Raw genomic sequence first — 15,650 nt, forward strand, 5'->3', positions numbered from 1 at the left:
GACGGTTCTTTATGGTTGTTGGTCTGTCTCGGCGGTCTTGGCTGCCGTCACCGCACGGGCGGTGCGACTGCCGAGATAGGCGGCGACGACGGCCGGATCGTTGCGCACGTCGGCCGGCAATCCGTCGGCGATGACCCGGCCACGGTCGACGACGACGATGCGTTCGCACAGCGTCATCACCAGCCGCATGTCGTGCTCGATCAGGATGACGCCGATGCGCCGCTCGTCGCGCACGGCCGAAAGAATGGCGATGAGCTCCGCCGTCTCGACCGCGTTCATGCCGGCCGCCGGCTCGTCGAGCAGCAGGAAGCGCGGCTTCAGCGCCAGGGCGCGGGCGATCTCCAGGCGGCGGCGCTGGCCATAGGCAAGGCCGGCAGCCGGACGGTGCGCCGCCCGCTCCAGCCCCATGCGCGAAAGTTCACGCATCGCCGCGGCTTCGGCGGCGGCAAGACTGTCTTCCACCACGCGGGCGGCAACCACCACATTCTCCAGCACCGTCATGTTGGGAAAGACGCGGATGTTCTGGAAGGTGCGGGCAATGCCGGCGCGGGCGAAGCGGAAGGCACCCCGGCCACCCGCCGGCTGGCCGACCGAGATGGTGCCGCCGCTCGGCGTCACGTCGCCGGCGATCATGTTGAGCAGCGTCGTCTTGCCCGCACCGTTCGGACCGATGATGCCGGTGATGGTGTCGGCGTCGAACCGCAGTGTCACATTGTCCACCGCGACCACGCCGGCATAGCGCCGCGACAGGTTCTCGACCGAAATGCGGTCCCCTTCAGGATGCGGCTGCACCTGCTGCGTGGAGGCTTCGGGCAGGTTCTGCGGGCCGCGCAGCAGGTTCAGTTCCCGCTGGCCAAACAGGCCGCTCGGGCGACGCCAGATGACGAGGATCATGGACAGGGCCAGCACGCCCTCGGTGAGGCCGAACAACACCGGCATCTGGAAGCCGAGCACCTCGCCGCCGCCCTCGAAACGCCGGACGATCTCGATCAGGACGGTGGTGACGATGACGCCGGCAAACGCGCCGAGCGAGGTGCTCATGCCGCCGACGATCAGCATGGCCAGCAGCGTGAAGCCGAGATGGAAGTAGAAGTCCTTGGGCGAGAACGCGCCGAGGAACTGCGCCATCATCGCGCCTGCGGCGGCGGCCATGACCGCGCTCAGCACCCAAGCGGCCAGCCGGGCCGTGCGGTGATCGACGCCGACAGCGGCGGCGCCGCGCTCGTCATCAGCGGCCGCGCGCGCGGCAAGGCCGAACGCCGTCTCGCGGAACAATCTTGCCACGGCAAGCGCGACAGCCGCGACGGCCGTGGCGGTCCACAGGCCGACCTCGCGCGGAACGCCGTAGAAAGGCTGGCTGCCGCGCGTGATCTCCCGGCCGGCGACAAGGACGGTGTAGACGATGATGAGCAGCGCCAGCGTGGCGATGGCCGCGCTCGATCCGCCCAGCCTGACCAGCGGCGTCCCGGTAATCAGGCCGACCACTATTGCCAGCCCCACCACCACGGCAAGTGCCGCGAGAAACGGAAGCTCGTAGCCGGCCAGGAATTGCGGCAGGTCGCGCAGGGCGGAGCGCTGCAAGGCTGCCGACATGGTGAGGATGCCGGTCGCATAGGCGCCGAGCCCGATGAAGGCGGCGTGACCGAAGGAGACGATGCCGGTGTTGCCGGAGAAAACCTGCAACCCCAGCACCGCCGTCAGCATGATCGCAGCATAGGTGACGACACGCTGCATGGCCGCGTTGCCGAACAGATAGGCGGCAAGCGCGGCCAGCACCAGAAACGCCACCATGGCCACAGTATCGGCGCCGGCATTGCGCAGCGCCGCCGGCAGGAAGGAGCGCGCCCGGCTTCCGTCCATCGCCACCGCCGTCATTGACCCGCCCCGAAACGGGCGGGCGAGAACGGCTTCAGGATCGGCTGGTCGCCATGGAGCGCAAGCCGGGCGACCGCCTCGCCAACGGCGGGACCGGTCTTGAAGCCGTGGCCGGAGGAGCCCGCCGACACGATCAGCCCCTCGACACCCGGCATGGCGCCGATGACCGGCAGGTCATCCGGGCTCATGTCATACAGGCCGGCATAACCGGGGCGGATGCCCAGTTCGGTCATAGCCGGCACGCGGGCGGCAAAGGTTTCCAGGATCTCCACGGATTCGGATTCGTCGACACCTTCCATGTAGTGATCGGGATTGTCGACGGTGCGCGGACGCACGGCTTCTTCATGACGATTGCCGGTACCGCCCCCGGCCCAGGTGCCCGCCAGCACCACACCCTCATTGTCGGGCCGGGCATAGTTGCGGGAAATGTCGTCGCACCAGGCAAAGGGCATCACCTTGCGCGCCTTGCCCCCGGCGTCGAGCACGGCCATGGGATGGCGCTCGATGTGAAGCGGCAGGTCGAGAACCGCGGTCGCCAGAAGCCGGCGCGTCCATGGTCCGGCCGCCAGCACCACGGTTCCGGCTTCCAGCACCGTACCGTCGGCGAATTTAATGCCGGTGATCCGGTCACCTTGCCGCAGCAGGCGCTCGACCCTGCTGTTTTGCATGAGATGGGCGCCATTGCTCCTCGCCGCGCGGGCCAGCGCGTTGGTGGCGCCGAAGGCGTCGGCATAGCCGTAGTCCGGCTCCCACAGACCCAGCGCCACATCGTCGGAGGCGAAGCCCGGGGCCATGCCGGCGAAATCGGCCGGGGCCAGGGTTTCGATGCGTGACCCTTCGCCGCGAATGCGCTCGGCGGCCGCGCTCCATTCGGCGGCGCTGTCATGGCCGCACACCCACATCATTCCGACCTCGGTGACGAAGGGCCCCTCGCCCGCGATTTCCGGCAGCGACACCAGAATCTCGCGTCCGCGTATCGAAAGCTGCGACAGCTCCGGCATGAGATAGAAGGCATGCAGCAGCGCCGACGACTTGCCGGTCGGCCCGCCCGCCGGATGGGTCTGGTCGACCAGCGTGACCGAAGCCCCGGCCGCAGCCAGATGATAGGCCGTGCTGGAGCCGACGATGCCGGCGCCCACGACAATGATATCGCTATTGCTCCTCATTTCCTCCGTTCCCCGGTTCTGGGTCGTTTTCAACCAGCTAAGACCAGGCTTGGAATTCTGTCAATATCTCTTCATTATTGACCGTTGTAAAATTCTCTGAAATAAAAATTACAACGAGGACGGGATTGCACCAGTTCCGGGGAGGATCATGACGATACGCGAGATCCTGATGCGACAGGACCTTTCCCTGACACCGTCAGAGGAAAAGATCGTCCGCCTGCTGCTTGCCGAATATCCGACGTCGGGCCTCGGCACCGCGACCAGCCTGGCCAAGCGGACCGGCGTCAGCGATCCCACCGTGGTGCGCCTGATGATGAAGCTCGGCTTCGAGGGATTTCCCGATTTTCAGTCGAAACTGCTGGCCGAAGTGGAGTCGCGCCTGCACTCGCCACTGCTGATGATGGAGTCGAAGCGGTTCGGCCGGTCGAACGACAATGTCGTGCTCGCCTATCTCGATTCAGTCGGCGAGGTGGTGGACAAGTCCGCCTCGATCACGCCGTTGCAGAGCTATGACCGAGCCACCCGGCTCCTTATGGAGGCCAGGGGCGACGTCGTCATGCTGGGCGGGCGCTTCAGCCGCTATCTGGCGGGCATGTTCGCCGGCTATCTGGTCCAGTTCCGGCCCAATGTCCGCGATCTCGGCGTGGTTTCGGCGCAGACGCTGGACACGCTGGCCGACCTTGGCCGCAAGGACGTGCTCGTAGTCTTCGACTATCGCCGCTACCAGCTCGATGTGGTCGCCTATGCCAGGCAGGCCGCGGCGCGCGGCGTGCGCATTCTCCTGTTCACCGACCAATGGCTGTCGCCGATCGCCGACCTCGCGGAGGTGACCATCGTCAGCCCGCTCGAGGTCGCCTCGCCCTACGACACGCTGGTGCCGGCGCTGGCCCAGATGGAGGCGCTGGTCGCCCGCATCCTTTCCACGCTGGGCGACGACGCCCGCGCCCGCATCGAGACCCTGGAGGAAGTCCGGCACGCCAATTCGGTGACGCTCGACAGCGACAGCCAGGAAAGCGGCGTAGGCAGCGCCCGCAGGGAGCCCGGCGCCAGAAAATCCAGAAAATCATCAAAGCAGGTCAGATCATGAACCAACCCCTTCCACAGCGCAACGAACCCTTCCGGCCCGGCGAGACGGCCCTGCTGCTCGTCGACATGCAGCGCATCTGGCTGGAGCCGGGCGCGGACCCGTCGCATCCGGAGCGCGGGCCGGATCATTATTTCTACCGGCACACGGCAGCGGAAACGATCCCCAACCAGGAGCGCCTGCTGAAGGCCGCGCGCGCCAATGGCGTCGAGGTCCTGCACACCATCATCCAGAGCCTCACCGAGGACGGGCGCGACCGCTCGCTCGACCACAAATTGACGCCGATCCACATTCCGCCCAGCCAGCCTGAGGGGCTGCCGGTGACCTCGCTGGCGCCGGCCGGCGACGAGATCATGCTGCCCAAGACATCGTCAGGCGTCTTCAACTCCACCAATATCGACTACGTGCTGAAGAACCTCGGCATCCGCTACCTGATCGTCGTCGGCATCATGACCGACCAGTGCGTGGATATGGCGGTGCGAGATGCGGCCGACCGCGGCTATCTGGTCACCTGCGTTTCCGATGCCTGCGCCTCCGCCACCCAAGAACGCCACGACACCGCCCTCAACGCGTTCGGCGGCTATTGCTGGGTTGCCGACACCGACACCGTCATCGCCCGTATCGAGGCCCTGGGGAAATCCGCATGACCGCCACGCTGGAACCGCTGGTCGCCGTCGTCACCACCGATCTCGCCGCCATCACCCGCGGCCGCTCGGTGGTGGAAAGCCGGCTGGACAAGATCGCCGCCACCGGCGTCGGCTGGCTGCATGCCAACCTGTCGCTGACGCCGTTCAACTCCATCGTCGATCCCAATCCCTGGGGGTCGGCGGGCGACCTGCGGCTGATCCCCGACATGAAGGCCCGCTACCGCACCACGCTCACCGGCTCGCAGACCGCCTTCGACATGGTGGCCGGCAACATCGTCGAGCTGGACGGCACACCATGGCTCGGCTGCACGCGCACCATGCTGATCGACGCGCTGGCGGAGCTGAAGGCCGAAACCGGCCTGTCGGTCGTCGGCGCCTTCGAGCAGGAGTTCCAGCTTGAGGACGCCGGTTTCGCGCCGGCCCATTCGCTCTCGCTGGCGGCGCTGCGGCGTGCCGACCCCTTCGCGGCCCGGCTGATGGCGGCGCTGGAGGAGGCCGGTGTAGCGCCCGAGGTCATCATCGCCGAGTTCGGCGCCGAGCAGTTCGAGGTCACCCATGCGCCGGCCGACGCGCTCACTGCCGCCGACCGCGCCGTGGCCATCCGCGAGATCACGCGCGAACTGGCCCGCAATTCAGGCTGGCGCGCCTGCTTTGCGCCCAAGACGGCGCCGAACTCGGTGGGCAACGGTGTCCACATCCATTTCAGCTTCATCGATGCCGAGGGAAGGCCGGTGACCTACGACGCCGCGCAGCCCGGCGGCCTGTCGGCCAGGGCGGCGAGCTTCTGCGCCGGCGTGCTGCGCCACCTGCCGGCCATCACCGCTCTGACGGCTTCCAGCGTCTCCTCCTATTACCGGCTCAAGCCGCATAGCTGGAGTTCGTCCTATACCTGGCTGGCGGACCGCGACCGCGAGGCCTCGCTGCGAATCTGCCCGACCGTCACCATCGGCGGGCGCGATCCCTCCCGGCAGTACAATGTCGAGTACCGGGCGGCGGACGCCACCGCCAATCCCTATCTTTCGCTCGCCGCGATCGTGCGTGCCGGACTTGAGGGCCTGAAGAACGACCTGCCGCCGCCGCCGCTGTTTTCCGGCGACCCGGAAAAACTCAGCGCGGGTGAGCGCGCGGACCTCGGCCTGATCCGCCTGCCGGAAACCCTGCCCGCAGCCCTCGACGCGCTGACGGCTGACGCGGTCGTCTCCGGCTGGTTCGACCCGGCCTTCATCGAAACCTTCGTCGGCGTCAAGCGCAACGAGATCGAACGGTGCAACGGGCTCGATCCGGAAGGCGTGTGCAACCTCTACCGGACGCTCTACTGATGGATGCAGGTATCGACAAGGATTGGCCGGCAGCCGTCGAGGCCGTCAACGAGGACGGCCGCTCCGACATCGTGCTCCTGTGCGAGCATGCCTCCAACCATATGCCCCCCGAATATGAACGGCTCGGGCTGGACGAAAGGCATCTCGAACGGCACATCGCCTGGGACATCGGCGCGGCCGAGGTGGCGCGGCGGCTTTCGGCGAGGCTCGACGCGCCGCTCTTCCTCAGCACCTATTCACGACTGCTGATCGACCTCAACCGGCCGCTTGGGGCATCGGGCAGCATTCCCGTGCGCTCCGAGGACACCGACATTCCCGGCAATGCCGATATCGATGCGGCAGAAAAGGCACGGCGCGCCGGGCGCATGTTCACCCCCTTCCACGACCGGGTGACCGCCTTTCTCGACAGCCGTGCCGCCGCCGGGCGGCCGACGCGCATCGTCACCATCCACAGCTTCACGCCGGTCTTTCTCGGCAAGACGCGCCCATGGCATGCCGGCGTGCTGTTCCAGAACGCCGTCGGTCTCGCCGAAGACATTCTGGAGGGACTGCGCGTCGATCCCGACCTCAACGTCGCCCCGAACCAGCCCTATGTGGTGAGCCGCGACAGCGACTATGCGGTACTGATCCACGGCGACGACCGCGGCATCCCCGCCGTCCTGATCGAGATCAGGCAGGACCTCATCTCCGACGAAACCGGCATTGCCGAATGGGCCGAACGGCTGGCGGCGGCGTTGCCCGCACGCCAGAACGAGGAGCTGACATGAGCAATCCCAGTCTGCGCCAGCGCGACGCCGCCTGCATCGCCGAGATCGGCCGCCTGCGATTTTCGCCGCTCAGCCTCGTCGGCGGCAGGGGCAACCGGCTGATCGAGGAAGGCGGACGCGAGGTTCTGGACCTGTCCGGCTCCGCCGGGCCCGCCATGCTCGGCTACAGCCATCCGGCGATCGTGGAGGCGGTCGAGCAATCCGTCCGCAGCATGGCCGGCGCCAGCCTGTTGCTCTACCCCAACGAACCTGCCGTCTCGCTGGCCGAGCGCCTGCTGGCGCTCACCCCCGGCACCGGCGAGCGACGCGTCTGGTTCGGCCATTCCGGCTCCGACGCCAACGATTGCGCCCTGCGCGTGCTGGCCGCCGCCACCGGGCGGTCTCGCTTCATCTCCTTCATCGGCTCCTATCACGGCAACCTGTCCGGCTCGATGGGCATCAGCGGCCACACGGCCATGACCCACACGCTGCCGCGCCCGGGCGTGCTGCTGCTGCCCTATCCCGACCCCTACCGGCCGCGCTTCAGCGCCGAGGAGGTATTGTCCCTGCTCGATTACCAGTTCGAGACGACCTGCCCGCCCGATCAGGTCGCGGCCGTGTTCATCGAGCCGCTGATGTCGGATGGCGGGCTGATCGTGCCGCCGCCGGGCTTCCTCAAGGCGCTGGAGGCGCGCTGCCGCCGGCACGGCATCAGGATCGTCGTCGACGAGGTGAAGGTCGGCCTGGCCCGCAGCGGCCTGCTGCACTGCTTCCAGCATGAGGGCCTGACGCCGGATCTCGTCGTGTTCGGCAAGGCGCTGGGCAGCGGCCTGCCGCTGTCCGCGGTGGTCGGCCCGAGCGAAATCATGGACCATGCGCCCGCCTTCGCCCTGCTCACCACCGCCGGGAATCCGGTCGCGGCGGCGGCCGGCAATGCGGCATTGCGCACAATAGAGACCGAAGGGCTTGTGGAGCGCTCGGCGCGCATCGGCAAGCTGTTCGCGGACGGGCTGCGCGCGCTCGGCGACAGGCACGAAATCATCGGCGACGTGCGCGGGCGTGGCCTCGCCATCGGCGTCGACCTGGTCGAGGACCGCACCACGCGCGCGCCGGTGCCGGCCACGACCACCGCCAAGATCATCTATCGCGGCTATGAACTGGGCGCCGCCTTCACCTATGTCGGCCTCAAGGCCAACGTGCTGGAGTTCATGCCGCCGCTGACCCTGACCGAGGACGAGGTGGCGGAGGGTATCGCCATCGTCGACCGGGCGATGGCCGACGTCGCGGCCGGCAAGGTCAGCGATGCGGATGTCGCTTCCTTCATGATGTGGTGAGGACAAAGCCATGGGACTCGGCTGGCGAACCATTCCTGACGACATGCGCGTCTTCATCGAGGCGCAGAAGCTGTTCTTCGTGGCGACCGCGCCCTCGGACGGCCGGGTGAACCTCTCGCCGAAGGGGCTGGACACGCTGCGCATACTGGACGAGCGCACGGTCGCCTATCTCGACCTGACCGGCTCCGGCAACGAGACCGCCGCCCATGTCACCGAAAACGGACGCATGACCATGATGTTCTGCGCCTTCTCCGGCCAGGCGATGACATTGCGCCTCTACGGCAAGGCAGAGTTGATCCGGCCCGGCCATCCCGAATGGGAAACCTTGCGGCCCCTGTTCCCGGACCTACCCGGCGTGCGCCAGATCTTCCGGCTCAAGGTCGACAGCGCCGCCACCTCCTGCGGCTGGAGCATCCCGGTGGTGGGCGAGATGCAGGAGCGCGACGAACTGGTCAAATGGGCCGATGCACAGAGCGAGGACGAGATCGAGGCCTACCGGCTGGCCAACAACGTGGTGAGCATCGACGGGCTGTCGACCGGCTACGTATCGGACGATTTCTGATGGAGCGCCAGCATATCCGCCTGACCTTCTCCGACGGGGAGGCCATGCACTTTCCGCCCGTCGACGGCGAAACCATCCTCGTTTCGGCCGAGAAAGCCGGCAACCTTCTGGCCAGCAATTGCCGCGAAGGCACGTGCCGCACCTGCGCGGCGCGGGACGAAAACGGAGACGAGGTCTTGTTGTGCGTCACGCCGGCTTCCCCCGGCATCTCGCTCGCCCTGCCCTATCGGCGCACCGACGTCGCGCCGCCCACATTACGGCGGGCGAAGATCAACGCCTTCTCGCGCGTTTCGCGCTCGGTCTGGGAAATCCGCTACAGGCTGCAATTCCCCCTGCCCTTCCTGCCCGGGCAGTATGTCGAAGCGCATTTTCCCGGCATAGACGGCGCACGCCGCTTTTCCATGGCCAATCCGCCATCGCAGAAGGAACAGGTGCTGCATGTGCGCGACCTGCCGGACGGCGCCATGTCCGCCTATCTCACCGACAGGGCAAAGCCCGAGGACGCCTTTACCGTGCGCGGTCCATTCGGTGTCTTCTACCTGCGCTCCACCGCCCGGCCCAAGCTGTTCGTCGCCGGCGGCACCGGGCTTGCTCCCATCGTCTCCATGTTGTCCAGCATCGATCCGGCGAGCGCCCCTCCTGCGCTTGCCGTCGTGGCGGGCTTTGCCGACGCCGAGGACGCCTATGCGCTGGAAGCGTTGCGCGCTCTGGCGCAAAAGCTGCCGCTGGAGGTGGTGCTGGTCGCCGACCGCGCAGGCGAAGGCTGGCCGGGCGTGACCGCCAACCCCGTCGCCGCGCTGCGCGAGGTCGCGACGGTTCCCCTCGCGCGCGGAACGGAAGCCTATCTGTGCGGCCCGCCCGGCATGGTCGCCGCCGCACGCCGTGAACTGCTTGCAGCGGGGCTCGATGCCGCCGACGTGCTCAACGAGGAATTCGTGCACGGATAATCGCTTCCAGGGCTGCCATCACATCGCATCCTGTTTCAGCAGATGAAGCTGTGGCGCTGATGTGACAGTAGCTGACATTTCTGTCAGCCGAAACTCAGAACAGGCCGCCGGTTGGCAGTCTTGCAAGGTCACGGCAAATCCGTGGGAATTGGCCAAAAACTTGACAATTAAAGACATGTTTTGAGATTTTCACTGAAGCGCCGCGCACCGGGTTTTGGATTCATTCCAAATCATTGGCATTGATGGCGTTTTTCGATCTGGCTAGAGAGCCTGCATGGTCTCACGAATGCATGACCCGCAGGACTTCCAGGGCAAGAGCCGGATGGCGCAGATGAAACAGCGTATCGCACCGAGCGGTGAGCGGAGCGGGAAGCCGTGGCGACGTCGCTGACCACGGTTTTCCTGCACAATCGCCGCTCGCTGATGTGGAGCCTGATGCGGATCGTGCGCGACCCGCAGATCGCCGAGGATCTGACCCAGGAAACCTATATCAGGGCGCGCCATGCCATCGAAGCGGGACCGATCGAGCATATCGAGGCGTTCCTCTACCAGACCGCCCGCAATCTCGCCCTGGATCATCAGCGCCGTAACCGCATGCGCGGCGGCGTCGAGCATATGGAGGCGACGGAGGTCGAACTCGCCAATGTCGCTGCCGACCTGCCGTCGCCCGAAACGGTGGTCATTCAGCGTGAGCGCCTCAAGGCGCTTGAGGAGGCACTGATGCGGCTGCCGGAACGTGCGCAGCAGGTGTGGCGGCTCAGCCGCATCGAAAAGTGGTCTTATCCGAAGATCGCCACTCATCTCGGCGTCTCGCCGAACACGGTCTTCAATGATGTCAAGCTTGCCGTCGCGCATTGCCAGCAGGCGCTTGACCGGCTCGATCGCCTCTGAATTGGGTAATATGAGAACAGTGCGGGGCGCGTGGGCAGATTCGGTCCTTGGATCAGATACGGGTATTCGAGGGCCAAGGGATTTTTTTTGTGAGATGCGGCCAGGTCATTCGTCTTACCTTTACGAGCTTCCGATCCAGCAAGAGACGGATGGCCTGAGTGGTGGATGACAGGGCCTGCGGCCCGATGCCAGATAACGGTTTCCAGCATCCCGATCCGGTCTCGGATGCGGCGCTCGACTGGTTCGTGCACCTGCAGGAAGCCCCGCAGGACAGGAAATTGCGGGAACAGTTTCAGATATGGCTGGACAGCGATCCGCGCCATGCGGCCGCCTTCGCGAAACTTGAAGCCATGTGGACGCTTCCCGAGCTGGATATCGCCAGCGCGCGCCTGGCCGCCCGTCTCGACGAAACCCCGAAGGCGCGCGTCGTACCTGCCCGCAGGCAAGTCCGCCGCACCGGCAAGTGGACCAAGAGGCTGGCCGCCCTGGCGGCGGTGATGATGGTCGCGATCGGCATCCGGTCCTATCCCGCGCTGATGCTGCGCTGGAACGCGGACCATCTGACCGCTACGGGCGCGCAGGGTGAATTCGTGTTGCCGGACGGTTCGCGCCTGATGCTCAACACCGCCTCCGCGGTTGCCCTGGATTTCGAGGGGCAGAACCGCTCAGTCACCCTGCTTCAGGGCGAGGCTTTCTTCGACGTCGTTCCCGATCCGGCACGGCCGTTCCGCGTTGCCGGCGCGTTCGGCGATGTCGAGGTCAAGGGCACCGCCTTTTCCGTGCGCACCGGCGCCGAGGATACCGTGATCCTCGAACGGGGGCGCGTCGAAGTCAGCCGGCAAGGCGACGATGCCGGTCATGCGACGCTGTCACCGGGGGAGAAGGTCGAGGTTTCGGCGGCAGGCCTGTCGCCGGTCACCGGGATCGATGCCGAAAGCGCGCTGGCATGGCGCACGGGATGGGTCACATTCCAGGAAAAACCCCTTGCCGACGTGCTGGCCGATCTCGGCCGCTACTACGAGGGACGCATCCTTACCCTCGACGGCTCTATCGGCCGCGTCAGGGTCAGCGGCAACTACCGGCTGGCCGATCCGGAGGGTGCGATCCGCTCGCTGGCCGAGGCTGCCGGCGTGAAGGTCACCCGCCTCCCGGGCGGAATCATAATTCTTCGCTAATCACTCAAGTTTTTTTGTGAGATCGATCGGGCTCGTTCGTCAGGTGTTCGAAGCGCCGCCCTGCCGGAAAAAAAGGGCGGCTCACGGCAGCAGGCGAAGGAGACCTCCTTATGGGGCACGGTAATATCCCGGGAACGCGAATTGCACCTTCCGGCAATTCGGCCGCGCCTGTCAGGCGGGCTCCGGTTCTCCTCCTCCTTGGCAGCACGATCCTCGCCTCGTCGCTCGTCTGGGGGCACGGCGTCTCCCTTGCGCAATCGCCGGAGGCGGCGACTGCCCAGGCGACCAGCTTCTCGATCCCGGCCCAGCCCCTTGCCAGCGCCCTCCACGCCTTCAGCCGCGCTTCCGGCTGGCAGATCGGCTACAGCTCGGAAATCGTGCGCGGCAAGACTTCGGTGGCGGTTTCCGGAACGATGCCGCCGGCCCGGGCCCTGCAGACCATGCTTTCGGGAACCGGCATCAGCGTGAGCCTGACCGGACCGACCACCGCGACGCTGGTCGACCGTGTGGCACAGGCTTTCGACGTTCCGGCCGACGGCGCGATGGTGCTCGCCACGATCGACGTCCAGGGCAGCACGGAAAACACCGCCTACACGCCGTACGAAACCCCGGCGCCGACCAGCCATATCACGGCCGACGACATCGAGCGGTTCCGCGGTTCCAGCCCTGCCGATATTTTTCGCGGCACGGCGGGCGTCATGTCCGGCGAGGCGCGAAACGGCGCTGGCGCCGTGGACGTCAACATCCGCGGCATGCAGGGCATGGGTCGTGTGGCGACGACCATCGACGGCGCAGAGAACGCGGTCACCGTCTATCAGGGCTATCAGGGCGTCTCCAACCGCACCTTCGTCGATCCGGATTTCATCGCCGGCGTGGACATCACCAAGGGCGCGGACACCGCCTCCTGGGGCAATGCCGGCTCGGTCGCCATGCGGACCGTGAGCGCCGACGACATCGTCAAGCCCGGCAACACCTGGGGCGTCCGGGTCAAGGGCGAGATCGGCACCAACACGTCGAAGCCGCATGCCGGCGACAAGGCAGGCTATCAATGGCCCTATGCGCCGTGGGATGCCGCGGGCGAGGTTCCGGTCGCCTCGCAAACCGGCATGGACAGGCCTTCCCTGCTTTCTCCCACCCGTGGCGCCGGCAGCGTGATCGGCGCCTACAAGGGTGAGGATTTCGACTTCCTCGCCGGTTATGCGCGCCGCAAGCAGGGCAACTACCATGCCGGCAAGCATGGGCCTTCCGCCAATCCGGTCAACAAGGGCCGGCAGCAATGGTGCCCCAACGGCGTCTGCAATCCCAACGGCACAACCTATTGGGAAAATTACTACGAAAACGACGGTATCGTGAACTATCGCGCCGGCGAGGAGGTGCTGAACACGCAGCTCGAGACGGAGTCCTGGCTGGCCAAGCTGACGGCGCGGTTCGCGGAGGACCATACCCTGCAACTCGGTTATACCGGCTATCGCAGCGAGGCCGGCGACCGTCTGGCCTCGCGGTTGATCGGCAAGCACGGGCAGTCGGAGCAGCAGGCGCAGACGGCCGGGACCAGCCTCGACACCGTCACGGCGCGCTATCGCTGGAACCCAGAGGACAGCGATCTCTTCGATTTGAAGGGAAATCTCTACTGGACGCATCTGGAACTGCGCAATCCCATCCGGGGCGGGCGGGGCGTGACCCCCGAGCAGATCGGCCTGCCTGCCGGTTTCCGGGTCGGTTCCGACTCCGACATGTGGGGCGCCGACCTCAGCAACCTGTCGAAATTCTCGACAGACTATGGCGATGTCGACCTGACCTACGGCCTGTCCTATCGCGGCGAGGATACGCGCGGCAGCCGTCACACGGCGGCGCTGGAAGCGTGGAACACCGCTCGTGACGCCGTCCGCCACGAAGCTGCCGTCTATGCCAAGACGGCGTGGAAGCCGGTCGACTGGGCCACGCTGAACGCCGGGCTTCGCTATTCGCATTTCTGGTCAAAGGACCGTTACGATCCCTATGAGCGCGACAATATAGAAAGCAGGGTTCTCGGCTTCCGGACGGACGATGGCGGATTCAGCCCCTCGGTCAGCGTCACGCTGGAGCCTTTCGACGGGTCCCAGTTCTATGTCAACTACTCCAACACCCTGCGCGCGCCCAGCGTCATCGAATCCGTCTCGGCCTTCAACAGCGTGGTCGCCAACGCGAATGTGAAGCCCGAGCGCTCCAGCAACTGGGAAGTCGGCACCAACCTCACGCGCGACGGCCTGTTCATGGACGACGACCGCGGCATGCTCAAGCTCGGCTACTTCAACTGGGATGTGAAGGACTACATCGCGCGCTCGGTCCGCACCGGGTCGGGGCCGCTCACCCTGAACATCGAGAACATCGACCGGGCGAGATTCTCAGGCATCGAGCTTTCCGGCCGCTACGAGATCGGCGGCTTCACGGCCGACCTCTCGGCCAACTATTTCCTCAACGTCGAATATTGCCGCACCGCGACCACCTGCGAGAACAAGTCGCTCTACGGCGACTATGCCACCAACCATGTGCAGCCCGAATACACCGTCGACCTGACGCTGTCGCAGAAGCTGCTCGAGGACAGGATGACGGTCGGCGGCCGCATTTCCCATATCGGCCCGCGCGCCATCGGCCATGGCGATGTGACCGCACAGGGAGCGTCCGAGTTCATTTCCATGGTGAACTGGAAGCCCTACACGCTGGTCGACCTGTTCGCCGAATACAAGATCACCGAAGACCTCACCACCGCCGTACGGGTCGAGAACCTGTTCGATCGCTTCTATGTCGATCCGCTCGGCCTCGTCACGCAGCCGGGACCGGGCCGCACCTTCTATGCGAGCCTGACCGGATCGTTCGGCGGCGAACAGACCTTCCAGCCGCTCACAAATCCGCTTGGGGGCCTCATCGGCGGGCGCGGCGGGCGCGATGGCGAACCTGTCGCCATCGACTGGAGCGGGCTCTACGCCGGTGTGCATGCCGGTGGCGCCTTCGGGCACACATGGGGCTCGACCACGACGCTCGACGGTTCCGACAGCTCCATCGCGGCGCGTGAATCGGCCGACCTCAAGCTCAATGGCGCCATGTTCGGCGTGCAGGCCGGCTACAACTGGCAGCTCGACAACGGGCTCGTGTTCGGCTTCGAGGGCGACTGGAGCAAGACCTACAACATTACCGGCTCGAAGAAGGTGTTGTCCACCGATCCCATTCTGGCGACGAAGGGCCATGTCGACGCCTATACGAGCTACGACATCGACTGGATGGCCAGTCTGCGCCCGAAGATCGGCTATGCCTTCAGCGACCGCTTCATGGCCTATGCCACCGGAGGCCTTGCCCTTGCGCGCGAAACCCAGTGGCGCGACCAGTACATCTCCAATCTGGCCGACGAGGGCCGCCCCAACGGCACGGAGACGACTGTCTTCTCCGTGGAGAAGGCCGCGGCCACGCGTGCCGGCTTCACCATCGGCGGCGGTCTGGAATATGCGCTGAACGACAACTGGTCGATCAAGGCCGACTATACCTACAGCCGCTTCGGCAAGAAGGACTTCAAGTTCAGGAACGCCCGCGCCGGCACAGGCAGGGACTATACCACCACGACCAGCGCCATTGTCGGCTACGAAACGGTAGATCCGTCGCAGGACCCCAACATGGCGTGGCTGTGCGACATGGATCCGAGCTTCTGCGAGCCTTATGAGCAGCCGATCTATGAAACGACAACGACGAACCACACCGGAAGCTCAAGCACCGTCAACGGCCGCAATGCCTCCAACGCACTCGACTTCCACACCATCAAGATCGGATTGAACTACCGTTTCTGAACTCAGCGCCATGCCGACGCCTTTCCCTGAGGCTGGAGGGCGTCGGCATCGTGCCTTGAAACCACAACACGGAGCGGAGGGCACTTCGC

At 65.9% G+C, this 15,650-nt stretch carries 12 protein-coding genes; 10 read left to right on the forward strand and 2 right to left on the reverse strand.

Annotated elements, in window-relative coordinates; translation table 11 throughout:
- Positions 1 to 9 precede the first annotated feature (9 nt).
- The gene (locus ABID37_RS12765) at positions 10 to 1,875 is read right to left on the reverse strand and encodes a branched-chain amino acid ABC transporter ATP-binding protein/permease (protein ID WP_354195285.1); all 1,866 of its coding nucleotides are present in this window, start codon (positions 1,873 to 1,875) and stop codon (positions 10 to 12) included.
- Positions 1,872 to 3,041, reverse strand: coding sequence for an NAD(P)/FAD-dependent oxidoreductase (locus tag ABID37_RS12770; RefSeq protein ID WP_354195287.1), 1,170 nt, complete (start codon positions 3,039 to 3,041; stop codon positions 1,872 to 1,874). The genes ABID37_RS12765 and ABID37_RS12770 overlap by 4 nt, the downstream gene beginning before the upstream one ends.
- Before the next feature lie 148 nt (positions 3,042 to 3,189).
- Between ABID37_RS12770 and ABID37_RS12775 the strand changes: the two genes are divergently transcribed.
- The 10 genes from ABID37_RS12775 (at position 3,190) to ABID37_RS12820 (ending at position 15,561) form a co-directional block, all read left to right on the forward strand.
- Complete coding sequence (locus ABID37_RS12775) at positions 3,190 to 4,128, forward strand: MurR/RpiR family transcriptional regulator (protein ID WP_354195289.1); 939 nt, start codon at positions 3,190 to 3,192, stop codon at positions 4,126 to 4,128.
- On the forward strand, positions 4,125 to 4,772 hold the full coding sequence (locus tag ABID37_RS12780; protein ID WP_354195291.1) for a cysteine hydrolase family protein: 648 nt from the start codon (positions 4,125 to 4,127) through the stop codon (positions 4,770 to 4,772). The genes ABID37_RS12775 and ABID37_RS12780 overlap by 4 nt, the downstream gene beginning before the upstream one ends.
- Positions 4,769 to 6,091: a type I glutamate--ammonia ligase gene (locus ABID37_RS12785; protein WP_354195293.1), complete on the forward strand. Its 1,323-nt coding sequence runs from the start codon at positions 4,769 to 4,771 to the stop codon at positions 6,089 to 6,091. Before ABID37_RS12780 ends, ABID37_RS12785 begins: the two co-directional genes overlap by 4 nt.
- Positions 6,091 to 6,858: an N-formylglutamate amidohydrolase gene (locus ABID37_RS12790; protein WP_354195295.1), complete on the forward strand. Its 768-nt coding sequence runs from the start codon at positions 6,091 to 6,093 to the stop codon at positions 6,856 to 6,858. Before ABID37_RS12785 ends, ABID37_RS12790 begins: the two co-directional genes overlap by 1 nt.
- Positions 6,855 to 8,171: an aspartate aminotransferase family protein gene (locus ABID37_RS12795; RefSeq protein WP_354195297.1), complete on the forward strand. Its 1,317-nt coding sequence runs from the start codon at positions 6,855 to 6,857 to the stop codon at positions 8,169 to 8,171. Before ABID37_RS12790 ends, ABID37_RS12795 begins: the two co-directional genes overlap by 4 nt.
- A 10-nt stretch (positions 8,172 to 8,181) precedes the next feature.
- Complete coding sequence (locus tag ABID37_RS12800) at positions 8,182 to 8,733, forward strand: pyridoxamine 5'-phosphate oxidase family protein (RefSeq protein WP_354195299.1); 552 nt, start codon at positions 8,182 to 8,184, stop codon at positions 8,731 to 8,733.
- Positions 8,733 to 9,680 (forward strand): 2Fe-2S iron-sulfur cluster binding domain-containing protein, encoded by a 948-nt coding sequence (locus tag ABID37_RS12805; RefSeq protein ID WP_354195301.1) that lies wholly within the window; start codon positions 8,733 to 8,735, stop codon positions 9,678 to 9,680. The genes ABID37_RS12800 and ABID37_RS12805 overlap by 1 nt, the downstream gene beginning before the upstream one ends.
- 375 nt (positions 9,681 to 10,055) lie before the next feature.
- Positions 10,056 to 10,571 (forward strand): RNA polymerase sigma factor, encoded by a 516-nt coding sequence (locus ABID37_RS12810; protein ID WP_354195303.1) that lies wholly within the window; start codon positions 10,056 to 10,058, stop codon positions 10,569 to 10,571.
- A 158-nt stretch (positions 10,572 to 10,729) separates the two neighbouring features.
- Positions 10,730 to 11,746, forward strand: a complete 1,017-nt coding sequence (locus ABID37_RS12815; protein WP_354195305.1) for a FecR family protein — start codon at positions 10,730 to 10,732, stop codon at positions 11,744 to 11,746.
- A 110-nt stretch (positions 11,747 to 11,856) separates the two neighbouring features.
- Positions 11,857 to 15,561 carry a TonB-dependent receptor domain-containing protein gene (locus ABID37_RS12820; protein WP_354195307.1) on the forward strand — a complete coding sequence of 1,235 codons (3,705 nt, stop codon included), beginning with the start codon at positions 11,857 to 11,859 and terminating at the stop codon, positions 15,559 to 15,561.
- Positions 15,562 to 15,650 lie beyond the last annotated feature (89 nt).

Origin of the sequence: Aquamicrobium terrae, from assembly GCF_040545735.1 — a bacterium.
In the GTDB taxonomy this organism is placed as follows: domain Bacteria; phylum Pseudomonadota; class Alphaproteobacteria; order Rhizobiales; family Rhizobiaceae; genus Mesorhizobium; species Mesorhizobium terrae_A.